Raw genomic sequence first — 20,716 nt, forward strand, 5'->3', positions numbered from 1 at the left:
CGCGTCTGCGGGCCGATGGATTGCTTCGTCGCTTCAGCGCAAAATTGCTTTGCAATTTTGTCGCGAGCTCCTCGCAATGACGGCCCGCGCGCGGTCCGCGTTAGGACCCTCTGAGCGCTTCGCCGAAGGCGATCACCCAATCACGCTGTGCCTCGGTATCCGGGACCTTGATGCCACGGGCTTCTTCGATCAGCCTGAGTGCTTCGGCGGCCTCGATCCCGGAACAGATCATTGCACAGGCTGCGATCACGGATGAACGGCCGATGCCTGCCCGGCAGTGGATAGCAACCGAGCGCCCGCCCGAGACCTCACGCGAGATCAAACCAGCAAGGTGCCGCGTCGCGTCCATTGCGGGAATACCGCGATCGGGGATCGAGAAGGACAGAAACGCCATGTCCCTCTCACGGCAAAGTAGAGCTTCGTTCTGCAACCCGAGTTCAGAGACTTCGTCCGGCTCGAGGAGGCTTACGATCAGGTCGAGGCCGGCGGACTTCCATCCGTCTATGTCAATTGCGAGCCAGTCATCTGCCCTGGGACGTGCCATGATCGCGAGCCGTCCACGGGTCGGAATTGCGATCCAATGCAGTCTGGACATTCCAAGCCTCTCGTCCCCAGTGCATGTGACCGTTAGATCAAATGGTCGACGACCATAACCCCAAAAAGATTACGGCACAGGCTGCGCCCGTGCCCTCACGCCCTGTTCTTGAGAACAAAGCACGCCCCGCCCGCCTTGCGGATGCGGGTGCACAGGCCGTCGGCCTCGGGGCGCGTGTCGGCGCCGATGCGCACCTGGTAGAACATCGCGCTACCGCGGCTGCGCAGCCGTGAGCCGAGCAGGCTCGGATCCTGATCGCCGATCACACTCGATAGCCGCTTGATGGCGCGGGCATACATCGCGAGCGCCTTGTCGCGGCTGAAGCCGGCGGCGAGCTGCACACCCCAGACCTTGGCCGCCGACAGCGTGATGTGTTGCTCGAGCCCGGCCACGAACGGGTTGGGCGCGCGCTTCAACAATGCCATCAGCTCGCGGCAACTCGCGGTCGGCGCACGCGCTGGCATCTTGCCGTTGCGGCCGGCGGCGGCCCAGTCGTCGACGCTGGAGCCGGTGATCGCGGAGACGTAGTTGCGCGTCTCCTGCGGCATGTAGCCGGAGCCGGCGAGCCAGTCCTGGATCCGGCGCGGGCCGGCATTGTAGGCGGCGGCCGCGAGGCCGAGATTGCCGAACTGGTTGCGCAGCTCGCTCAGGAATTCGGCCGACTTCGGCAGCGCCTGGACGGGATTGAAGGGATCAAGAAGCCCGCGCTCGTTGGCCGTGCCCGGCATGAACTGCGCGATGCCCTGCGCGCGCTGGCCACTGCGGGTTATGGGACCGACCGCGTCGGCCTGGAAACGGCTCTCCTGCCAGATCACGCGCGCGAAGAATTCGAGCGGCAGGTCGTTCGCCCGCGCCGCCGACTCGATCATCAGGCACATCGCCTCGCGGGTGTCGCTCTCGCGCGCGTCGTCTGCGGGCTTGTCGGTTGCCGCTGCGGGCTTCTCGGCAGGTGGCGCGGGCGTGTCCGCCGGAGGTGCGGCAGGTTTCCCGGCTGATGGTGTGGCCTGCTCTCCCGGCGGCGGCGCAGGCTGCTCCGCCGGCGAGGCCGCGGGTTTCTCGGTGGGCTTGTCCGCGGGAGGCGTGGCGGGCTGCTCGGGGCTTGGCGACGTAGGCGGAGGTGCGGCAGGCGCGTCCTCCGCACCGGCCGGCGACACCAGCACCAGAAGCATGACCCATGCGGCGCAAAGACCTGTTCGCATCGCAAATCTGTTCCCGCGCGGCGTGGCTTGACACCGCAAGCTCGTGGTCTAGCTATGGACTGAAATGATGGCGCACAAAAGGGAGCGCAAAATGGCCGCAGCTTCGGACGACCAACTCGGCTTTGCCCCCGACGACGACGCCCCGATCGGCTACATGAAGCGGACCCGCGACTATTATGCGGCGATCGGCTACACCACCCCCTACCGCTGGGCGCACTACACGTCCGCCCCGTTTCAGCCGCTGAAGAAGCCGCTGAGCCAGTCCCGCGTCGCGATCATCACGACGGCGGCGCCATTCGATCCCGCCAAGGGCGACCAGGGCCCCGGCGCGAAATACAATGGCGGGGCAAAGTTCTATTCGGTCTATGACGGCGACACGTCAGAGGAACACGATTTGCGGATCTCGCACATCGCCTATGACCGCACCCACACCACGGCGACCGACAGCGGCACCTGGTTCCCGCTGGCGCAACTCAAGCGCCTCGCCGCGGAAGGCACGATCGGCGAAGTCGCGCCGCGCTTCTTCGGCGCCCCGACCAACCGCAGCCACCGCGTCACCATCGAGACCGATGCGCCCGAAATCCTCAAGCGCTGCCGCGACGACAAGGTCGACGCCGCGGTGCTGGTGCCGAACTGCCCGGTCTGCCACCAGACCGTCAGCCTGGTCGCACGGTATCTCGAGGCCAACGGCATCCCGACCGTCGTGATGGGCTGCGCCAAGGATATCGTCGAGCACGCCGCGGTGCCGCGCTTCCTGTTTTCCGACTTCCCGCTCGGCAACTCCGCCGGCAAGCCGCGCGACGTCGCTTCGCAGGCTCTTACGCTGGAGCTCGCGCTGCGCGTGCTGGAGCAAGCTCCCGGTCCGCAGACCACCGTGCAATCGCCGCTGCGCTGGAGCGAGGACGCCGGCTGGAAGCGCGATTACAGCAACGCCGACGCACTGAGCGCCGAGGAGCTCGCCCGCCTGCGCCGCGAGTTCGACGCGCAGAAGGAAATCGCGAGGGGTCTTCGCGTGGCGTAGGGCTCGGCGTTAGACACGATCACTCACCCAACTCACGGTGTCTTCGCCCGGCTCGACCGGGCGATCCAGTATTCCAGAGACACCGGTCAGTTACGGAGAAGCCGCGGCGTACTGGGTCCCCCGGTCAAGCCGGGGGACGACAGCGAGGCGAAATGCCTACGCGTGCGTCGGGACGGCATCATGTGACATTGCTTCCTCGCTGCCCGCATAACGCCGCGCCAGCGCGGCGCAGGTCATCAGCTGGATCTGGTGAAACAGCATCAGCGGCAGCACGACCAGGCCGACCGACTGCCCGGCGAGCAGCACGCTCGCCATCGGCAATCCGCTCGCCAGACTCTTCTTCGAGCCGCAGAACATGATGGCGATGCGGTCGGCGCGCGAGAAGCCGAGCAGCTTGCTGCCGAAATTGGTGATCAGCAGCACAATCACGAGCAGCAGCGCATCGAGGCCGAGCACGATGGCCATCTGTGTTGCGTTGACCTGGTGCCAGATGCCGTGGCTGACGCCGTCGCTGAACGCGGTGTAGACGATCAAGAGGATCGAGCCGCGGTCGACCAGGCCGAGCATCGCATGATGCCGTTCGACCCAGCGGCCGATCAGCGGCCGCGACAACTGCCCCGCCACGAACGGCAGCAGCAGCTGCACGACGATGTCGAGCGCGGCGTTGCCGGAGAACCCGCCATGGCTGGAGAGCAGCACACCTGCGAGCAGCGGCGTCGCGACGATACCGAGCAGATTGGAGGCGGTCGCCGAGCACAGCGCCGCCGACACGTTGCCGTGCGCGATCGACGTGAAGGCGACCGACGACTGCACCGTCGACGGCAGGATGCAGATCAGGATCACGCCCGCCCACAGCGCCGGCGTCAGCAGATGCGGCGCCAGCGCATGGGCCGCGAGCCCGAGCAGCGGGAACAGGGCGAAGGTCGACAGGAAGATCACGACATGCAGCTTCCAGTGCCGGGCGCCGACCAGCGCCTCCGTGGTCGACAGCCGGGCGCCGTGGAGGAAGAACAGCAGCGCGATCGCCACCTCGGTGGCATAGCCGCCGATCACGGTGCCCTGCCCGTGCAGCGGCAGCAGCGTGGCGAGGCCGACCATGCCGACGATGGCGGCGATGTAGGGGTCGACGGGCAGAAATGAGCGCAGGCGGGTGATGGTCATGGTGGCTTCCTTTCCTTGATTGAAAGGTGCTCCTCCCCTCGCCGATTGTGAACCGCGCTTACCGATGTTATCGTCATTACGTATTGTAATGATGGAACGCCGCCATGCTCGACCCGGTCCAGCTCGAAACCTTCCTGACTGTGGTGCAGACCCAGAACTTCACCGAGGCCGGCCGCCGCCTCGGCCTGAAGCAGTCGACCGTCAGCCAGCACATCCGCAAGCTCGAGGCCGCCGCCGGGCGCCGCCTGTTCGTGCGCGACACCCATTCGGTGGTGCTCACCGCCGACGGCGAGGCGATGACCGGCTTTGCGCGCCCGATCCTGGAGGCCAATGCCCGTGCCCGCGATTACTTCGCGGGGTCGCAGGTGCGCGGCAAGGTCCGGTTCGGCGCCGCGGAGGATTTTGCCAGCTCGCGCCTGCCCGATCTGCTGCGCGACTTCGTCCGCCGCCATCCACAGGTCGATCTCGAGCTGACGATCGGCCTCAGCGCCGTGCTGTACCAGCAGCTCGACGCCGGCGAGCTCGACCTCGTGCTGGGCAAGCGGCGGCCCGGCGATGCGCTGGGACAGCTGGTGTGGCAGGACCGCCTGGTATGGACCGCCGCGCCGGGCATGCGGCTCGATCCCGGCGAGCCGCTGCCCCTGATCCTCTACGCGCCGCCAAGCGTCAGCCGCAGCGTGGTGCTGGAGGCGATGGAGCGGTTCGGGCGGCCCTGGCGCATCGTCTGCTCCAGCGGCAGCCTCAGCGGCCTGCGCGCCGCGGCGCTCGCCGGTCTCGGCATCACCCCGCAGGCACAGGGCTTGATCCCGGACGGACTAGAAGCGCTGCCGGCGTCAGGATTGCCACCGCTCGGCAGCGTCGAGTTCGTGGTCCGCACCGCCCGCCGGACCAGACGCGGCCCGGCGGTCGAACTGGCGCAGGCCATCACGGAACGCGGCGGCCGGCTGCGGCCGTAGAAGTCTGGCTAGAACGATCTGCGCCGCGGCCCTTCGGCTCAAGCGCTGCGGTCTCTGGAATGCTCATCAACCGCATGCGCATGCGGGTGATGACACCGTGCGGCGTGACGCCTTGAATCGCGAACCATCCTCATCGTCGTCCCTGCCTAGTGCGCAATTGCGCACGGGAGCAGGGACCCATAACCACCAACGCTGATTGTTGCGCGATGCTGGAATAGCGAGTCCCTTTAACAAGGTCCGCCGCGGAGTATGGGTCCCTGCTTTCGCAGGGACGACGTGTTGGAGGAGCCGTGGACTCACGTCCCTCTCCGGTGGCATGCCCTGCACACGCATCCAGTACGCCGCAGCCTCTCGGCTCAAGCGCTGCGGTCTCTGGAATACTGGATCACCCGCAGTGATGACACTGAGCAAGCGGAGGGCGCCGGCACGATTTCGGAATAATAGAAGACTACCGCTGATTTGCCCGACATGTCAAGTTGCCGTGCCGAACGCCCGCGGCCGCCGGCTACTTTGCATGGGGTTGTTTTCGATATTTTGGCAGTGCGCCCCTGCTCGGACCAGGCGCCCCGCGTCAGGCGGATGGCACGGCCTCCACCTGCACCGCGCCCAGCATGCCGGTCCGTTCGTGGCAGCCGAGGTACTCGAAGAACTGCTCGTCGGCGGCAGCAACCGTGACCTCGTGATACAGCCTGAGCTTTGCGGCTGGTCCAAGGGTCGACAGATACTTCATCGCCGCGCCGAAGATCCGGACATGGGTCGGATGCGATTCCGCCCAGCGCTCCAGCGCGGCGAGAGACTTCCACCAGCTCTGGCCGTAGGACTTTTCCGTCAATCGCCCATCCGCGTCGACGACGCGCATGTAGCGATTGGCGTAGCAGCCGATCGGCACGCCGTCGTCGCGCAGGAAGTCCATGCCCTCGCGCAACACCGGCTCGACATCGTCGAGATACATCTTGCGCTCCGACGCCTCGGTGTCGCTCCAGTCCTGGCCGGAGCGGATCAGGCAGAGATTGTCGTGCGCGACCACGCGGATGCGCGCGCCGTCGCGGATCACGCGCGGCTCGCCGCCGGGCGTCATCGCGTCGGTCTGCGACAGCGGGATGCGGTCGCGCATGCCGCCCCAGTACGCGTGCTCCTGCACCTCGCCGCTCATGGCGTCGGCAAGAACCGCGACGCCCTCGGGGCGGCCGAGCGACGAGAACAATGTCTCGTAGCGTTCGACATGCGGCCGCAGCACCTCGATGAAGCGGCCGACGCCATCGCTGGCACCGCCGCCGGTCCAGGCCTCGCGCGCGGCCTCGAACCAGGCATCGAACCGCCCGGCATCGTCCCAATAGGCGACCGAGACGACGTTGGTGAGGCCGGCCTGGTCGACATATTGCGCACGATCCCAATGCGTCGGACCGTTCTCGCCGGCGAAGCGCTTTGCGATCGATGCCAGCGCCTCGGTTACCGCGGCGGTCGACTCGCCGCGATATTGCACGCCGAAATAGGCCATGATGACGCGTGCGACCGCGGGCTTGTGGCGCGCGACGAACGAGGGATAAGGCGGCGCGTAATCGTCGGGCACGCGACGATGACGGGAGCGCGCCGTTTGCAGATGAGAGGGAATCGCGGATTCCATGGCAGTCGCCTCCGGTTTGATGTCAGGCGTTCAGCTTGCGGCCGCGTCGATCTCTTCGATGTCGAGCGGCAGCGCGAAATGCTCGACGCGCTTCGACGGCTTTTTGTTCAGCAGCAGCCGCGTGACGTCGGGCCGCGAGTAATGCCCGGCCGGGTCGGCGGCGTTCTTGGCGATCCCGATCGCGCCGAGATCGATATCGGCGAGCAGCAGGCCTTCCTGGTCGGGTGGCAGCTTCTCGGCGATCGAGCTGCCGTCCGGCCCGTAGATCGCGGCGTGTCCGCCGCCGACATGCAGCAGCGCGTGCTTGTCGTCGCGGTCGCACATCTCGTCGATCATCGCCTGCGAGACGGTGGCGCAGGGCGCCAGCACGAAGCACGAGCCCTCAACGGCGTAGACCCGCGAGGCCGCGTTGTTGACCTCCCAGCCGAGCGCCGGCGCGAACGGATCGTACAGCGAGAAGCTCGGCCAGGCCGCGACATGCACCTGCTCGTTCTGGGCGTACATCGCGTATTTCGACAGCGGCTGCAGATGCTCCCAGCAGCATAACGCGCCGAGGCGGCCGATGCCGGGGCGGTCATGCACCGCAAGGTCGCTGCCGTCGCCCTCGCCATAGACGGTGCGCTCGGCGTGGGTCGGCCGCAGCTTGCGCCGCTTGGCGATGGTCTCGCCATCGGGGCCAACAAGCCATTGCGCCAGATAGAGGCTGCCGCCGTCGCGCTCCGACAGGCCGAGCACGGCGGTGATGCCGGCCTTCTTCACCGCCAGCCGCAGCTTCTCGGCCTGCGGGCTGTCATAGCTCAGCGAGTTGTCGAAATAGCGCTGAACGAAGCCGCGCCCGATCGCCCAGGCCGGGGAGTCCAGCCAGATGTACCAGGGATAGCCGGGGATAAAGGCCTCGGGGAACGCGATCAGTTTTGCCCCTTTGGCGGCCGCCTCCTCGATCAAGGCAATGCTCTTGGCGATGGAGGCGTCGAGGTCGAGCCAGGCAGGCGCGGCCTGCACCACCGCAACGCGATATTTCGGATGTTCGATGCCCATGATGTCCTCCTCGCAGGCGGCCGCTCCGGCCGGTTCGTACTTGATCGGGCCCAGCGGCCTCTGACATCATGCTGCCCCGGGACCGGGAGCGCCGTTCGACCAGGACGGAAGGAAAATTCGACTGCGGAGGAGATTCCCCCAGCCGTCCCCGGTACGAAGCTTGCTTTGTTTGCGTGGCCAGCGTTTGCACTCGTGAAGGGAGGAATTCATGCCGGCCCTGTTCACCACGGAAGCCGCGCCCACGCACCGGCGACTCGCGCTCTGGCGGGACATCGTCTGCGACGTGTTCGTGCAGCTCGACTGCAAGTCTGATCTCGGCACCGCCTTCCACGGCGCCATCACCAGCGCGCAACTCGGCGCGATGAAATGCTCCGTCGTCTCGTCGGGCCGGCAACGGGTGCTGCGCACACCGTCACGGATCGCACGCACCAGCGAGGATTTTGTTCTGTTCGCGCTCGGCCAAAGTGGCGCGGGCGCCGTGCTGCAGGACGGCCGCGAGACCGTGATCCGGCCGGGCGAGTTTGCGTTCTACGACACCACGCGGCCCTATGAGCTGCGCTTCGACGACGACTTCACGCAGACCATCTTCCAGGTGCCGCGCGCGATGCTGCACCGGCGCTTTGCCGGCACCCAGGGCCTGACGGCGACCACGTTCACATCGGATCGCCCGGTGCAGCGGCTGGCCTGGCAGTTCATCAGCGGGCTCTCGGAGATCGCCGACAAGCTCGATCCTGATAATGCGATCCGCCTCGCCGACCAGGCCGCCGACCTGCTCGCGATGGCGATCAGCGAGCGGCTCGGCGGCGCGGCGCTACCGGCTTCGACCCACCGCTCCGCCCTGCTCTACCGGCTGAAGGCGCATGTGCTGGCGCACCTGCCGAACCCCGAGCTTAGCCTCAGCGAAACCGCCGCGGCGCTCGGCATCTCGCCGCGCTACGTCAACAGCCTGCTGGCCGACGAGGACACCTCGTTCCAGCGCTTCGTGCTGGCGCAGCGGCTGGAGCGCTGCAAGCGCGACCTCGCCTCGCCGACACACGCGCATCTCCATATCGGCGAGATTGCGTTCGCCTGGGGCTTTAACGATCTCTCGCATTTCGGCCGCGTGTTCCGCGACCATTACGGCCTGTCGCCGCGCGATTGGCGGCACAGCCGGGTGCCGAACTAACTTCCCGGGTCGTTTGCGGCGCAAAATAGCCGGGAATCCTGACCTTCACAGATGCAAACAATTTACACTAACTCCAACGGGTTCCGTTCGTACCCTTCTTTTCGCGGGTGCGGACCGGTACAGTCCTGCCGTTAATTTAAGGAGGATTTCCCATGCAGGACCGGCGCCAGAGCTCACGTGACAAGGTGTTTTACGGTGCGGTTGCGGAGATCAATGAGCACGGCTCGACGATGGATTGCGTCGTCCGCAACATCAGCGAAGGCGGCGCCTGCGTCGAATTTGGTGATGCCACGCGACTGCCCGAAGAGATGAATCTGAGCGTCGCACGAAAGGGCCGCTCGTTCCTGGCGCGCATGATCTGGCGCCAGGCCAACAAGGTCGGCCTCGCGTTCCGGATCATGACCTCGGACACCCCGGTTAGCGATCTCGACGAGCGGGTCCGCCGCAGCGAGATCAAGAAACGGCAGTTGCAGCGGCGGATCAAGGAACTGCTCGGCCAGGGCTGAGCGTCCTCCAGCAGCTCCCCGGCCGCGTTTGGATCGCGGCCGGCATCTGTCATTTCGGGGGTTGCAAAGGCCAGGTTAATCCAGCATCCGGTAAGCCCGCCCATGCTGGAACCAAAGGCCATTTCACGACATGTCGTCCGCGATCATCGAGCATCCCGACGGGCTGCCGCAGCCGCAGCGCAATTGGGCCATTCTCACGATCGCGCTCGGCCTCGTGATGGCCGTCGTCGACGGCTCGATCGCCAACGTGGCGCTGCCGACCATCGCGCGGGATCTTAACGCCAGCCCCGCCTTCTCGATCTGGATCGTCAACGGCTATCAATTGGCGATCACGATCTCGCTGCTGCCGCTGGCCTCGCTCGGCGAGATCATCGGCTATCGCCGCGTCTATCTGGCGGGGCTACTGCTCTTCACATTGGCGTCGCTGTTCTGCGCGCTGGCGCATACGCTGCCGCTGCTGACGGTCGCCCGCATCCTGCAGGGGTTCGGCGCCGCCGGAATCCTCAGCGTCAACACTGCGCTGGTCCGCTTCATCTATCCGCATTCGCAACTCGGCCGCGGCATCGGCGTCAATGCGCTGGTGGTCGCGATCTCGGCCGCGGTCGGCCCGACCATCGCCTCGTTCATCCTGGCGGTCGGGACCTGGCCGTATCTGTTCGCCATCAATGTCCCGCTCGGCATCGTCACGCTGGCGCTGGGCTGGCGCTTCCTGCCGCATACCCGGCCCGCGGTTCACGCCTTCGACTGGCAGAGCGCCGCGATGAGCGCCATCGCGTTCGGGTTTGGCATCAGCGCGATCGACAGCGCCGGCCATGGCGAAGCGTTGTATCTCTGCGCATTGGAGTTCGCGATTGCCGCGGTCGCTTCCCATCTGCTGTACCGACGGCAACAGCATCTGCCCTCGCCGCTGCTGCCGGTCGACCTCTTGCGGATTCCGATTTTCGCGCTGTCGATCGGCACGTCGATCGCCTCGTTCTGCGGCCAGATGCTGGCCTTCGTCGCGATGCCGTTCTATCTCGAAAACCACTTCGGATATTCGGCGGTGCAGATCGGCCTCTTGATCACGCCGTGGCCGATCGCCGTCGCGTTCGCCGCGCCGATCGCGGGCTGGCTGGTCGAGCGCTATCCCGCCGGCCTGCTCGGCGGCATCGGCCTGCTGCTGTTCGCATTGGGTCTGGGCACGCTGGCGTTCATGCCGGCCACTGCGACACCGATCGACGTGATCTGGCGCATGGCGCTCGCCGGCGCAGGCTTCGGCCTGTTCCAGACCCCGAACAACCGCACCATGATCGCCGCCGCGCCGCGCGAGCGCTCGGGCGGCGCCAGCGGCATGCTCGGGACCGCGCGCCTGCTCGGACAGACCATCGGCGCCGCCTTGGTGGCGATGCTGCTGGCGCGCTTCCCGGCCGACGGCACACGATTCTCGCTGATGGTCGGCGTCGGCTTTGCCATGGTGGGCGCCGCGCTGAGCACGCTGCGGCTGTCCTCAGCCGGCAGCCGCGGCGCCGATCAGGTGCGGGTCCACGAGGGCCAGCGGCTGAAGGGCGAGTGACGCCAATCCGGTGAGCGTCGTACTCGACAAATACGCGCCCAGGCCCGACGCTCCCACGGAACAGCCGGCGCCCGCGGGCCGCGCTAGGGAGTGATCGACAAGGTATGCAGCGATGCAGAACTTCAACCGAAGTGAGTATGCGCAACTCAAGAACTTCTTATCGTTCTATGTTCAACGATATATGCCGATGGCGTTCTTACCACCGGAAAAGCAGCCTCTGGCTGCGTTGGAGGCCATGGAAAAGACGAGTCCACGAATGGCCTTCCAGGGTCTCCGTCAAGCGATCAGTGATTGTGTAGAACGTTCTTGGCCCTTCGATCCCGCGGAGGTCGCGAATTTGGATGCCGAGCTCACCGACCGCGGGATCATTACGCTCTCTGAATTGCGCAGGCGGTACTCGCGCGGCTACGCCAAAATTCTGAAACGAGGGCGCATCAAGAACGACACCGAGTTCCATTTGCTTCGGAACATCATCAATGATCCGACTGAAAAATCTCCTGGAGAGCGTGAATTGCTCGCAAAGCTGATATCCGATTATGAGGGAGCTTAGCCGACGCAGAGCATTGGGCTCCGGCTGAACTAGTTGCGGCCGTGCTCCGCTCGCGCCTCGCCGCGCCAAAAAAAAGGCCGGCTGTTCAGCCGGCCTTTTCGTTTCGTTGTTCGCTCGCGTCTCAGGCCTTGACCATCGGACCCTTCGAGGCCGGCCCCTTGGTGCCGCCTCCGCCGCCGTTGTTCGGGCCGCCCTTCGGCGGCTTGCGCTTGCGCGGCGGCAGGTTCTCGGGCTTCGGGGTGACCGGGCCCTCGACATATTCGAAGCCGATCTTGTCCTTGGCGGTCGCCTCGTCCTTGACCAGGACAACGCGGACGTGTCCGCCGCCCTTGAGCTGGCCGAACAGCACCTCATCCGCGAGCGGCTTCTTGATGTGCTCCTGGATGATCCGCGCCATCGGACGCGCGCCCATCTGCTCGTCATAGCCGTGCTCGATCAGCCAGGCCTTGGCGGGCTCGGACAGCTCGATCGTGACGTCGCGGTCGGCGAGTTGCGCCTCGAGCTGCAGCACGAACTTCTCGACCACCATGCCGATCACGTCGGCATTGAGGTGCGCGAAGGAGACGATGGCATCCAGCCGGTTGCGGAACTCGGGCGCGAACTGGCGGTTGATCGCCTCGTGGTCGTCGCCTTCCCGCTTCGAGCGGGTGAAGCCGAAGGCCTGCCGCGCAAGGTCGGCCGCGCCCGCATTCGTGGTCATGATCAGGATCACGTTGCGGAAGTTGACCTGCTTGCCGTTGTGGTCGGTGAGCCGGCCATGATCCATGATCTGCAACAGCACGTTGTACAGATCCGGATGCGCCTTCTCGATTTCGTCGAGCAGCACCACGCAATGCGGATGCTGGTCCACGCCATCGGTGAGCAGGCCGCCCTGGTCGAAGCCGACATAGCCGGGAGGCGCGCCGATCAGGCGCGACACGGTGTGCCGCTCCATGTATTCGGACATGTCAAAGCGGATCAGCTCGACGCCGAGCGAGGCCGCCAGCTGCTTTGCAACCTCGGTCTTGCCGACGCCGGTGGGTCCCGAGAACAGATACGAGCCGATCGGCTTTTCCGGCTCGCGCAAGCCGGCCCGCGACAGCTTGATCGACGCAGCCAGCGCCTCGATCGCCTTGTCCTGGCCGAACACCGTGCGCTTCAGCGTCTGCTCGAGATGTTTCAGCACCTCGGCATCGTCCTTCGACACGCTCTTGGGCGGGATCCGCGCCATGGTGGCGATCGTGGTCTCGATCTCCTTGATGCCGATCGTCTTCTTGCGCTTGCTCTCGGCGACCAGCATCTGCGCCGCGCCGGACTCGTCGATCACGTCGATCGCCTTGTCGGGCAGCTTGCGGTCGTGGATGTAGCGCGACGACAGCTGCACCGCCGCCTCGATCGCCTCATTGGTGTATTTCAGCCGATGGTAGTCCTCGAAATAGGGCTTGAGGCCCTTGAGGATCGCGATCGCGTCTTCCACCGTCGGCTCGTTGACGTCGATCTTCTGGAAGCGCCGCACCAGCGCGCGGTCCTTCTCGAAGTGCTGACGATATTCCTTGTAGGTGGTCGAGCCCATGCAACGGATCGTGCCCGAAGCCAGCGCCGGCTTCAGCAGATTGGACGCATCCATCGCGCCGCCGGAAGTGGCGCCGGCGCCGATCACGGTGTGGATCTCGTCGATGAACAGGATGGCGTTCGGATGCGCCTCCAGTTCCTTCAAGACCTGCTTCAGCCGCTCCTCGAAATCGCCGCGGTAGCGGGTGCCCGCGAGCAGCGTGCCCATGTCGAGCGAGAACACGGTCGCGGCCGCCAGCACTTCCGGCACATCGCTGTCGACGATGCGCTTGGCGAGGCCTTCGGCGATCGCGGTCTTGCCGACGCCGGCTTCGCCGACGAACAGCGGGTTGTTCTTCTGGCGGCGGCACAAGACCTGGATCGCACGGTTGATCTCGGCATTGCGGCCGATCACCGGATCGATCTTGCCGTCGCGCGCCTTCTTGTTGAGGTTGACGCAATAGGTGTCGAGCGCCTCGCCCTTCTTCTTGGCGTCCTCGTTGCCCTTGGTCTCGGTTTCCTCGTCGACGCCGCGCACCGGCCGCGCCTCGGACACGCCGGGCCGCTTGGCGATGCCGTGGCTGATGTAGTTGACGGCGTCGTAGCGCGTCATGTCCTGCTCCTGCAGGAAATACGCGGCATGGCTCTCGCGCTCGGCGAAGATCGCGATCAGGACGTTGGCGCCGGTCACTTCCTCGCGACCGGACGACTGGACGTGAATCACCGCGCGCTGGATCACGCGCTGGAACCCGGCGGTCGGCTTCGCGTCGTCGGCGCCGTCCGTCACCAGGTTTTCGAATTCAGTCTCGAGATAATTGACGAGGCTGGTCCTCAGCTTGTCGAGATCGACGCTGCAGGCCCGCATCACCGCCGCCGCATCCGAGTCATCGATCAGCGACAGCAGAAGGTGTTCGAGCGTCGCGTATTGATGGTGACGCTCGTTCGCGATCGCCAATGCACGATGCAAGGATTGTTCTAGGCTTTGGGAAAAAGTAGGCATTCGCGTCCTCTATGGCCCCCGGCCATCATGATCGCCATTACCGGGTCAGGCAATAACAACCTTCGTGATCGCCATTGATATAGTTACGACGGATCGTGGCGAAAGACCGGTCCCGCGATGATGGTTTTCTTCTAAAATTCAGGCGCCGGAACGTGGCCCGGCCGCGCCCCGTCATCATACGGGAACGCCGTTCGCAGCCGTCAAAATGCGCAATGCAAGACCCGTTCCGCTTCCCGCGGCAGGTCAATCGTTCCCGCGAACTATTTCTTTTCCATCACACATTGCAGTGGATGCTGATGCTTGCGCGCAAAGTCCATGACTTGCGTCACCTTGGTCTCGGCGATCTCATAGGTAAACACGCCGCACTCACCGATCCCGTGATGGTGAACGTGCAGCATGATCTTGGTCGCCGCCTCGGCGTCCTTGTTGAAGAATCGTTCCAGCACGTGAACCACGAACTCCATCGGCGTGTAGTCGTCGTTCAGGATCAGGACGCGATACAGGTTCGGGCGCTTGGTCTTCGGCTTGACCTTGGTGATGACCGAGGTCGACGGGCCGCTGCCCGCTCCATTGCGGTTGTCGTCATTGCTCATTTTCGGCTCCGGCGCGGCGGACACCGCGGGCATGGCCGAAACCGGCTCGGAGATCGGGACTGTCAACGTGTATCGCAGCATGGCTCAGGCGTTCGAATTCCCCAGGGGAAACTGGTTGGCGATTGGAAGGTGGTCGCGATTGCCGCAAGACTGATCGCGGAACCCCCAGCAATGCTTTCCAGATTGCCGCTCCCGGTCCGATCCGGCGGCCGGATCGACCTCCCGAATATGGGCCTCACGACGCCCTGCCGCAAGCGCAGACCCGCCGCAGCCCACCGGTCCGATTCCCGGCGCGGCAACCCCCGGAAGGTTAATCATTTCTGCCTGATTTGACAAAGGAGTCGGGTGTCCAATTTAGCGGGCATTGAGGATAGCGCGTGCTTTTGCCCTGCTTTTGACCGTCTGTGGGGCCCGCCCGCCGGGTTTCCCTTGCCCGATTCACCATCTGTTTAGCCGCGCACGTGGAGATGGCCGCGCAATCCATTTTGACGAGAGTGCCATGCTCGGTTCAGCCATTTCCAATCGCGTTCGCGCGGCTCTCCGCCGGTTTTCCAGGGCAACCGACGGCAATGTCGCGGTGATCTTCACCTTCGCACTCCTGCCGATCCTCGCCTTCGTGGGCGCAGCGGTCGACTATACCCGCGCCAACAACGCCCGCACCGCGATGCAGGCGGCGCTCGATTCCACCGCGCTGATGTTGTCCAAGGATCTGACCATGGGCAACATCACGGCCGCGCAGATCCCGAGCAAGGCGCAGGCCTATTTCAACAGTCTCTTCACCAACAAGGACGGCCAGGGCATTTCCGTCTCGGCCGCCTATACGACCCCGACCGCGAACACCGCCGCGACCATTCTCCTGAGCGGGTCCGGCCACATCAACACCTACTTCATGAAGTTCGCCAATCTGCTGCCGTCCGGCGGCAACTTCCAGACGATGAATTTCGGCACCTCGACGACCACCACTTGGGGCAACGTCAAGATGCGCGTCGCCCTCGCCCTCGACAACACGGGATCGATGGCGGACAACGGCAAGATTACCGCGCTGCGCAACGCGGTGGCGGGATCCGGCGGCCTGATCGATCAGCTCAGCGCGCTGAGCAAGAACAACGGCGACGTCTATATTTCCGTTATCCCCTTCGCCAAGGACGTCAATGTCGGCTCCAGCAACTACGGCCAGAGCTGGATCGACTGGACCGACTGGCTGAATCCGCCGACGACCCAGCCCGCCAACGGACAGAGTGTCGCGACGCTTCCCATCAACTGGCATGCCGTGGGACCCGGTTCGAGGTGCCCGTTCACCAACACCACTGGCAATACGAATGGCACCGCAAACGGTGGCTTCGTTTGTAAAACGGGTCCCACAGCAAGCAACACTTCGACGACGTCAACGATTCCGTCGACGACGGTCACAGTGAACGGCGCATCCGTCCAAAATCCGATTTGCCCGACCGCCGACAACAACACCCAGGCAAAGTACAACGGCTGCTGGAGCAGCGAACCAACGGGCCTCCAGGAGAAATTCTGCAGCGGAAGCTCGAACTGCAGCTGCCCAAAGAACGGCTCTGGTTCCAGCGTCTCGGGTTGCACTTGCACCGGCACCGGCAGCGGCAAGTCCTGTACCGGATGGACCTATGTTCACAACTGGACACAGCCTGGGCCTAACGACCTGACGGACAATTCGAATCAACCCAGAGTTTCCGCCATCGTCGGTTTCAAGGATAACAGCAATACCCCGAACAAGGACCACGTCTGGACCCCCAACGCTGTGGGGGTCGCAAATGACTGGCGCCAGCCTTCCACCAACCCGATCAGCACGTGGACCGGCTGCGTCGCTGACCGCACCCAGCCGAACGATGCGACGGGCGTGCTGCCGGCGTCATCCGACGTGACGACGCTGTTTCCGGCCAACGAGTATTTCGACACCTGGGGTAGCAACTCGTTTTGCAGCAGCAGCGCATCGACACCGCTCGAGCCCGTCATTCCGCTAAGCTACAATTGGAGTGCGCTCAAGACCGCCGTCAATGCGATGCAGCCGACCGGCGGCACCGACCAGTCGATCGGATTGGCCGTGGCGTGGCAGTCCCTCCTGGTGGGCGGCCCGCTGAATACACCGGCGGAGGACTCCAACACCACCTACAACCGGGTCATCATCCTGCTGTCCGACGGTTTGAATACCCAGGACCGCTGGCCCGATTACGGCGACGGCAGTTCGCAGGCCTCAGGCAATCCGATCGACGCAAGGCAGGCCCTGCAGTGCCAGAACCTGCAGAACGCGAGGGATGCCAACGGTGCGCCGATGTACACGATCTACACCATCCAGGTGAACACCAACTCGCCCGCCGATCCGACCTCGACCGTCCTGAAGAACTGCGCCAGCAGCCCCGACAAGTTCTTCATGCTGACCAGCTCGACCCAGATCCTGACGACCTTCAACACGATCGGAACTGCTCTCAGCAAGCTGCGGCTGGCGAAGTAACCGCCCGCTTCAGGCGCAACAAAAAAGCCCGGCCGAAACGGCCGGGCTTTTCGTTTGTCTTGGTCAGTCGCGCTTACTGAGCCGGCGCGAACTTGGAGACCAGGCCCTCGTAGGGCTTGAAGGTCTGCTTGGCGCAGTCGCTGTACAGGCCGGCGATCTTCTGCGATTCCGCGACGAAGGTCTCGTAGGACGAGCGCAGGTACTCGGTCTGCGCCTCGAGCGCCTTGTCCAGCGACTTCACGCCCGACAGCTTCTCGACGAACGACTTGGTGTCCTCAAACGACTTCTTGGCGTAGTCGCCATAGGCGGTGGCGATCGCCTGGACGCCGCTCTGCAGGTTGTTCGCAGACGCAGTGACGGACTCGATATGCTCTTTGCCGTAGTTCTGAATGTCTTCGATCTTGACCATGGATTGGAATTCCTTTTCCCAGACTTGAAGGCGCAAATTCCCATTGCCGGGAAGCTCCCGGCCCCCTGACAACGATCGGAATATCGCATCGCACAATAAAGTCAACAAATATTGTGCGACGCACAACGACATTTGCCCGAATCCTGAGCATTTGCGATAAACCCCGGGGGACTACGCAACGGTTGCTTAATCTTTTGGAAACTCGGTCCGCCTAACCTGATTCCCGGACTTTGTTCGCCTTCCGACGGGCAGCCTTGAAAGCTGTTTGTGAACAACACCTTAGCTAGAAGAGCGACCTGAGCCGCTACGAGGGCCGATGGTTCTGCCCGAAGTGGTCTGTTGCGCAGGCAAGGATCGACGGCCGCCGGGCACAATTTCGCCTCACGAGCCAGTGATCTAGATAGAAATTGGGACGGGGAAGTAGATGCTTCGAACAACCTTGGCCTCCTCGCGGGCGCTGCGAGTTGGCGTTCTTGGGCTCGTTACCGTCACGACGGCGATCCTGATCACCAGTGATAGCGCGGAGGCGCGCCGTCACCGGCGCCACACCGCCCGTCACCATCACAGCGAGGCCGCGCGCGAAAGCTACAGCCCGCAATTCGCGACGATCGTCGTCGACGGCAACACCGGCTCGGTGCTGACGTCGAACAGTCCCGACGGCCTGCGGCACCCCGCCTCGCTCACCAAGATCATGACGCTCTATCTGCTGTTCGAGCGCCTCGATTCCGGAAAGATGAAGCTCGACACCGAGATGCCGGTTTCCGAGCATGCCTCCGAGCAGGACCCGACCAAGCTCGGCCTGCGACCCGGCCAGACCATCAGGGTCGAAGACGCCATCAAGGGTCTCGTCACCCGCTCCGCCAATGACGCTGCGGTCGTGATCGCCGAGGCGATCGGCGGCAGCGAAGACGACTTCGCCCGGATGATGACCCGCAAGGCCCGCGCGCTCGGCATGAGCCGGACCACCTATCGCAACGCCTCGGGCCTGCCGAACGACGAGCAGATCACCACCGCGCGCGATCAGTCGACGCTCGGCCGCGCCATCCAGGATCGCTTCCCGCGCTACTATCGCTACTTCTCGACCACGGCGTTCAATTTCCGCGGCCACACGATCACCGGTCACAATCGCCTGCTCGGCAGCGTCGAAGGCGTCGACGGCATCAAGACCGGCTACACCCGCGCCTCCGGCTTCAACCTCGTGACCTCGATCCACCGCGGCAACCGCTTCCTGGTCGGCGTGGTGCTCGGCGGCCGCAGCGGCGGCTCCCGCGACGCCACCATGCGCAACCTCCTGGCCGAGAACATCGGCAAGGGCGCGACCACCCGCACGGCCGCCGCGATCACCGAGCGCAACCCGGCCGACGCCAATGTCGAGGTTGCCGATGCCGACAACGCCCGTAGCGCGGACACCGCGCCGGTCGCGGCGTCGGAGCCCGCCGCGGCAGCCGTCGCCGTGCAGGCGCCGCGCCCGGCCAGCAAGCCCTCGCTGATGGCGGCCGTCGCCGCCGCGCTGCCGCCGCCCCCGGCGAAGCCCGAGCCGCAGGCCAAGCCGGAGCCGGCCCCGCTGACCTCAGGCGTGATCCAGACCCAGCCGATCGCCGCGATCCCCGGCTCGGCCGAACCGATGAAGCCGGTCAAGGTGAAGACCGTGCAGGTCAAGGCCGGCCAGATCAAGCTTGCCGCCGCGGGCCCGGCGCAGTCCGCGCCCCCGATCACCAGCACCATCCCGTCGCGCGGCGAAGTTCCCGAGACCTCCAATGCGATGATGGCGCGGGCCGCCGAGACCTCGCGGCCCGAGATGCCGCCGCAGCCGGCCAATTTCGGCACCGGCAACGGCATCCTCGGCGTGCTGCCGGCCTCGTCCGTCCATGCACCGGCCGCCGCGGCACCGCAGGCCGTGGCCTCGATCGAACCGACGACCCGCAGCCTGCAGGCCGCACCGCAGACCAGCGTCGTCAAGCCAGGCGCCGCGCATTCCGGCTGGATCATTCAGGTTGGCGCGCTCGAGTCCGAAGGCGAGGCCAACAAGCGCATCGACCTCGCGCGCAGCTCGGCCCGCGGCCTCCTCAGCAAGGCGGACCCGTTCACCGAGGTCGTGGCCAAGGACAATCGCAAGCTCTACCGCGCCCGCTTTGCCGGCCTCGAGCGCGATCAGGCGGAAGCTGCGTGCAAGACGCTGAAGCGCGCCGAGATCTCCTGCATCACCGTTCGCAACTGATCGTCGCGATCGTCTGATTTCAAAGGGCCGGCGCCGCAAGCGCCGGCCCTTTTGCTTTGCAGGCCGCCGCGCGAACGACCGGCCTTTCGGCGCGCGGCGCGACCATGAGAACTTCTCGTCAATATTTTACGGTTAAGTTTTCCCGAAAGAACGATCGGCCACGCCGGACAGCGGCGGGCCATACGGGGCATCAATCAGAAGCGGAAGGCAGCTCTCGGCTGTGGCGTCAGTGGCGTAGCCGGAGTTAGAGATGCGTGCGAAGCAGAGTATCCTTGGCCTCGTTCACACGGGCAGCGAGATACGTCGAGCCCCCCTGGTCGGGATGGAGTTTCTTCATCAGGGTGCGGTGAGCCCGGCCGATGTCGTCGCGCGACGCTCCCGGCTGCAGGCCAAGGATCTGATAGGCCTCCTCGTTCGTCATTTTGCCACTCGTCGCCGCGCGGCCCTGCCCCCCTGTCCGGTCGCCCTGTGCGTCCTGACGCCAGGCGGGAAAGCGGCGGTCCAGATAGCTTTCAAGTAGCGCGACGCTTTCGGCGTCGAAGCTCGGGACCATCGCCAGCAGCTGCGACAGGTCGAACTCGTCGAGCATATGGCCGGCCTGCGGTCCCGCCACGATCTGGCCCTTGAGCACGCCGCTGTCGTGATCGAGGCTCATGTCGAGATATTGCGAGCGCACCCGCGAGCTTTGTCCCTGATTGCGCGAACCGCCGAACATGCCGCCGAAATTGGGAAAGCCGGTGCTCCCGAACGGCGACCAGCCGAGCAATCCGGCGCCGAAGATGCCGAGCGGGATTGCGACCGCCAGTTCGCCCCGCACGCCGGTGAAGGCCGCAACGGCAAGCGCGAGCACCCCGCCACCGATCTTGATCGCACGCGCAAGCACGGCAGGATTGGCCGCACGAAACATCTGCAGCGCGGAGTAAAGGATGACAATTGCGACGACGCCGGCGATCAGGGTTGGCATGCGCGGAATATAGGCGGCCCGGCGACAAAAAGCATGCGAAGCTTCGTCTCACTGGAGCGTGAAGCGCCCTAAAGCGCGATGAGATCCGGTAGACTCGTCATCGCGCTTTAGCTCCTTGTTTGAGCATGATCTTTTCGGAAAACCACTTCGCACTTTTCC

At 65.0% G+C, this 20,716-nt stretch carries 17 protein-coding genes; 8 read left to right on the top strand and 9 right to left on the bottom strand.

Annotated features, from left to right (window positions below):
* Positions 1–100 precede the first annotated feature (100 nt).
* The gene (locus ACOIX3_RS22890; RefSeq protein WP_420964382.1) at positions 101–595 is read right to left on the bottom strand and encodes a protein-tyrosine phosphatase family protein; all 495 of its coding nucleotides are present in this window, start codon (positions 593–595) and stop codon (positions 101–103) included.
* A gap of 95 nt (positions 596–690) precedes the next feature.
* Complete coding sequence (locus tag ACOIX3_RS22895; RefSeq protein ID WP_420964383.1) at positions 691–1,794, bottom strand: transglycosylase SLT domain-containing protein; 1,104 nt, start codon at positions 1,792–1,794, stop codon at positions 691–693.
* A 91-nt stretch (positions 1,795–1,885) separates the two neighbouring features.
* On the opposite strand from ACOIX3_RS22895, the gene ACOIX3_RS22900 reads away from it, so the two are divergent.
* Positions 1,886–2,815, top strand: coding sequence for a glycine/sarcosine/betaine reductase selenoprotein B family protein (locus ACOIX3_RS22900; protein ID WP_420964384.1), 930 nt, complete (start codon positions 1,886–1,888; stop codon positions 2,813–2,815).
* Between the two features lie 156 nt (positions 2,816–2,971).
* Here the strand turns inward: ACOIX3_RS22900 and ACOIX3_RS22905 are convergent, their stop codons facing one another.
* On the bottom strand, positions 2,972–3,961 hold the full coding sequence (locus ACOIX3_RS22905; RefSeq protein ID WP_420971780.1) for a bile acid:sodium symporter family protein: 990 nt from the start codon (positions 3,959–3,961) through the stop codon (positions 2,972–2,974).
* A gap of 119 nt (positions 3,962–4,080) precedes the next feature.
* Here ACOIX3_RS22905 and ACOIX3_RS22910 point away from each other — a divergent pair, with 119 nt between their 5' ends.
* A complete protein-coding gene (locus ACOIX3_RS22910) occupies positions 4,081–4,932 on the top strand; it encodes a LysR substrate-binding domain-containing protein (RefSeq protein WP_420964385.1) in 852 nt (283 codons plus the stop codon).
* A gap of 571 nt (positions 4,933–5,503) precedes the next feature.
* Here ACOIX3_RS22910 and ACOIX3_RS22915 read toward each other — a convergent pair.
* Together ACOIX3_RS22915 and ACOIX3_RS22920 are read right to left on the bottom strand one after the other, a co-directional pair.
* Positions 5,504–6,556 (bottom strand): phenylacetaldoxime dehydratase family protein, encoded by a 1,053-nt coding sequence (locus ACOIX3_RS22915; protein WP_420964386.1) that lies wholly within the window; start codon positions 6,554–6,556, stop codon positions 5,504–5,506.
* Positions 6,557–6,586: 30 nt separating this feature from the next.
* Positions 6,587–7,594 (bottom strand): carbon-nitrogen hydrolase family protein, encoded by a 1,008-nt coding sequence (locus tag ACOIX3_RS22920; protein WP_420964387.1) that lies wholly within the window; start codon positions 7,592–7,594, stop codon positions 6,587–6,589.
* 208 nt (positions 7,595–7,802) lie between these two features.
* On the opposite strand from ACOIX3_RS22920, the gene ACOIX3_RS22925 reads away from it, so the two are divergent.
* The 4 genes from ACOIX3_RS22925 to ACOIX3_RS22940 all read left to right on the top strand — a co-directional run bounded on the left by ACOIX3_RS22925 (position 7,803) and on the right by ACOIX3_RS22940 (position 11,367).
* Positions 7,803–8,759 carry a helix-turn-helix domain-containing protein gene (locus tag ACOIX3_RS22925; protein ID WP_420964388.1) on the top strand — a complete coding sequence of 319 codons (957 nt, stop codon included), beginning with the start codon at positions 7,803–7,805 and terminating at the stop codon, positions 8,757–8,759.
* A 152-nt stretch (positions 8,760–8,911) separates the two neighbouring features.
* Positions 8,912–9,265, top strand: a complete 354-nt coding sequence (locus ACOIX3_RS22930) for a PilZ domain-containing protein (RefSeq protein ID WP_420964389.1) — start codon at positions 8,912–8,914, stop codon at positions 9,263–9,265.
* Between the two features lie 130 nt (positions 9,266–9,395).
* Entirely contained in the window at positions 9,396–10,817 is a 1,422-nt protein-coding gene (locus ACOIX3_RS22935; RefSeq protein WP_420964390.1) for an MFS transporter, read from the top strand.
* A 112-nt stretch (positions 10,818–10,929) separates the two neighbouring features.
* A complete protein-coding gene (locus ACOIX3_RS22940) occupies positions 10,930–11,367 on the top strand; it encodes a hypothetical protein (RefSeq protein WP_420964391.1) in 438 nt (145 codons plus the stop codon).
* A 121-nt stretch (positions 11,368–11,488) separates the two neighbouring features.
* Here the strand turns inward: ACOIX3_RS22940 and clpA are convergent, their stop codons facing one another.
* Together clpA and clpS are read right to left on the bottom strand one after the other, a co-directional pair.
* On the bottom strand, positions 11,489–13,897 hold the full coding sequence (gene clpA, locus ACOIX3_RS22945; RefSeq protein WP_420964392.1) for an ATP-dependent Clp protease ATP-binding subunit ClpA: 2,409 nt from the start codon (positions 13,895–13,897) through the stop codon (positions 11,489–11,491).
* Positions 13,898–14,157: 260 nt separating this feature from the next.
* Positions 14,158–14,490: an ATP-dependent Clp protease adapter ClpS gene (clpS, locus tag ACOIX3_RS22950; protein ID WP_106318898.1), complete on the bottom strand. Its 333-nt coding sequence runs from the start codon at positions 14,488–14,490 to the stop codon at positions 14,158–14,160.
* Between the two features lie 499 nt (positions 14,491–14,989).
* Between clpS and ACOIX3_RS22955 the strand changes: the two genes are divergently transcribed.
* On the top strand, positions 14,990–16,966 hold the full coding sequence (locus ACOIX3_RS22955; RefSeq protein ID WP_420964393.1) for a pilus assembly protein TadG-related protein: 1,977 nt from the start codon (positions 14,990–14,992) through the stop codon (positions 16,964–16,966).
* Positions 16,967–17,039: 73 nt separating this feature from the next.
* On the opposite strand, the gene ACOIX3_RS22960 is transcribed toward ACOIX3_RS22955, so the two are convergent.
* Positions 17,040–17,375 (bottom strand): phasin family protein, encoded by a 336-nt coding sequence (locus ACOIX3_RS22960; protein ID WP_092114837.1) that lies wholly within the window; start codon positions 17,373–17,375, stop codon positions 17,040–17,042.
* A gap of 424 nt (positions 17,376–17,799) precedes the next feature.
* Between ACOIX3_RS22960 and ACOIX3_RS22965 the strand changes: the two genes are divergently transcribed.
* The gene (locus tag ACOIX3_RS22965) at positions 17,800–19,593 is read left to right on the top strand and encodes a serine hydrolase (RefSeq protein WP_420964394.1); all 1,794 of its coding nucleotides are present in this window, start codon (positions 17,800–17,802) and stop codon (positions 19,591–19,593) included.
* A 244-nt stretch (positions 19,594–19,837) separates the two neighbouring features.
* Here ACOIX3_RS22965 and ACOIX3_RS22970 read toward each other — a convergent pair whose 3' ends face one another.
* Entirely contained in the window at positions 19,838–20,557 is a 720-nt protein-coding gene (locus tag ACOIX3_RS22970; RefSeq protein WP_342728623.1) for a DnaJ domain-containing protein, read from the bottom strand.
* Between the last annotated feature and the right edge of the window lie 159 nt (positions 20,558–20,716).

The sequence above is a fragment of the Bradyrhizobium sp. B120 genome (assembly GCF_049075665.1).
Taxonomy (GTDB): Bacteria; Pseudomonadota; Alphaproteobacteria; order Rhizobiales; family Xanthobacteraceae; genus Bradyrhizobium.